2 protein-coding genes are annotated in these 2131 nt (G+C 58.7%); both read right to left on the reverse strand.

What is annotated here, in order from left to right; translation table 11 throughout:
• Nucleotides 1–16: 16 nt before the first annotated feature.
• Complete coding sequence (locus R3C13_RS14890; RefSeq protein ID WP_371311631.1) at nucleotides 17–1096, reverse strand: transposase; 1080 nt, start codon at nucleotides 1094–1096, stop codon at nucleotides 17–19.
• 512 nt (nucleotides 1097–1608) lie between these two features.
• Nucleotides 1609–2131, reverse strand: a 523-nt coding sequence (locus R3C13_RS14895; RefSeq protein ID WP_371311630.1) for an ankyrin repeat domain-containing protein, incomplete at its 5' end; no start/stop codon positions are given.

Genomic DNA, 2131 nt, shown 5'->3' on the forward strand with positions numbered 1-2131 from the left:
ATGCCACAGAACGCCGTTAACCCTTTATTGTGAGTGGGGGGAAGGATCGTGCGAGTTGCCTTTGGGATTGGCTGGCGATGAGGATCTTGGGGGGGCCGGCGGTGGGTCGGGTTTGTTTTTTCTGAGGGTAGTCACGGCTGGCTTTGTTTGCCCTCGGGTAGGTGTCGATGAGCGCTCGGCGAAGTCGTTGTCGCAGCGTGTTGCTTGTTTCGGCGGGGTGGTAGTAGTCTCGGGCGATTTGGCGGAACGCTCGCAGACTGCCCGCAGCGCTGAGGCGTTCCAGAGGAATCTCCTGACGGTTGAGTTCATCGCTGGCGTACAGCAGCAGCGACCAGAGGCCCACCAGTGACCACTCCAGTTCCACGCGTGCGTTGTCGGCTGCGTGGCTGCGGAGTTTCCGACGGGCGAAGGTCTGTTTGAAGTGTCGATAAAACACTTCGATCACCCAGCGCGCCCGATAGACATCAGCGACTTGTCGATCACTCAGCCGCTGACCCGGCGGCAAGCTGACGATCAAATGAATCGGGTGCCGTGGTCCCTGAACAACCACATGGCGAAATACGAGCGGCGGATCACGGCGGGCGGCCGCCTGATCGGGCCACACAGAGACGGTTTTCATTGATTCTCGGACATATCCCAGTTGCTTCCACAAAGTGACATTCGCTCCGACTCGGACCAGCAGGCCACGACCACTGGTCAGCACCGTCTGGGCGAAGTCGTAGCCGACGAACCCCGCATCTCCCAAGAGCAGCGACGCGTCCGGCAGCGTCTCCAGCATGTCCAAGACGTGAGAACGTTCGCTGCTGTCCGCCGGGCCGATCCGCCAGTTCCAAGGCAAATGGAGCGATACGTGGAACAGAGTCGTCAGCCAGAGTTGAGGATGACTGGCGTGTTTCTGACGGGACGGCGCTCGCCGTTTGCCGCGGGCTGTCTTCGTGCGACGTGACGGAGTTCGCGACGGAGCCGACGCCTGCTCGTGAGACTTCGTCCGCGGCAGATCGATGCGGCTGCCATCCATGCCGAACACAACCAAACCGTGTAATGTCCACTGTGCGGTCATCTCCTGCATCCGCTGCCGCAGCGCCTGCTGGAGCACTGTGACCAATGGGTCCGTCCAGCGGCATCACAACTTGAGGAACGCCTGATAGGAACCAGCGGGCTGGACATCGTCACCACGAAGATGAGCCACCAACCGCCGACTGCAGGCGAACCGCTCCCGAAGTGTGGACTCTCCCGACCAGACCCACAACAGGGCTGCCGCCGCCAGCCAGCGTGGCGTCCACGTGCAATCGTCTCGTAGCGAGATCTCCGAAAAGCGGACGCCCCGAAACAGCCATTGCAACGCTTCGAGCAGATAGACAGAATTCCTGCGCACGCCTCCGGCGTGTTGGTCTTGATGCGACATCCCGAATCCTTGGGAAAAGTGGCCGGACATTCTTCGATAGCAATCAAAGAATCCCCGCAACCACAACCCGCATCAAGACCGCTTTTACTCTCTCCCCAACAGGGTTAACGGCGTTCCATGGCACCCGGCACCCCAAAGGGTTAGCGGCGTTCCATGGCACCCGGCACCCGGCGAGACTGGCCAACAGGCCGGGCCAACTACAATTACTCTTTAGCCTCAGCGACAACTTCTCGAAGCAATGCAACGATCCTGTCTGCGAGCTCGATTTCTGTTATCTCCAGATCAATGAGATCTTCCATGTCAAGCAGCCAAGCTTGATGTGCTTTACTTTGGTCAGTTTGTTTTCGGGCCCTAAGGAGATTCTCTGACACCGGGCGCAGTCCCAACTTCGTCAGCACTTGATGATGAACTCTTGTCTTTCGAGCGATTTCGATTGCGTGATCAAGAGATCGCTTCAATGACGACGCATCGACCCGACTGAGTTCGCGTGCTACTAGTTCAATCGACTTCAGCCGGCTGCCAGCACGCATGATGCTTTGATCATCGATCGCATAATCCAAGGCCGTATCACCACCATTGTCTGTGGCGGCTACATCTGCACCGCGCTCAAGCAGACGCTGAACAATCTTCGAATGCTTCGCTCCGAGCATGATTGCCGTACAGCCACTAGCTCCGCGCAGATTGACGTTGGCGCCGGCGTCCAGCCAGAATTGGACGGTGTCTTCC

It is taken from the genome of Hyphomonas sp. (assembly GCF_041398385.1).
Lineage (GTDB): Bacteria > Pseudomonadota > Alphaproteobacteria > Caulobacterales > Hyphomonadaceae > Hyphomonas.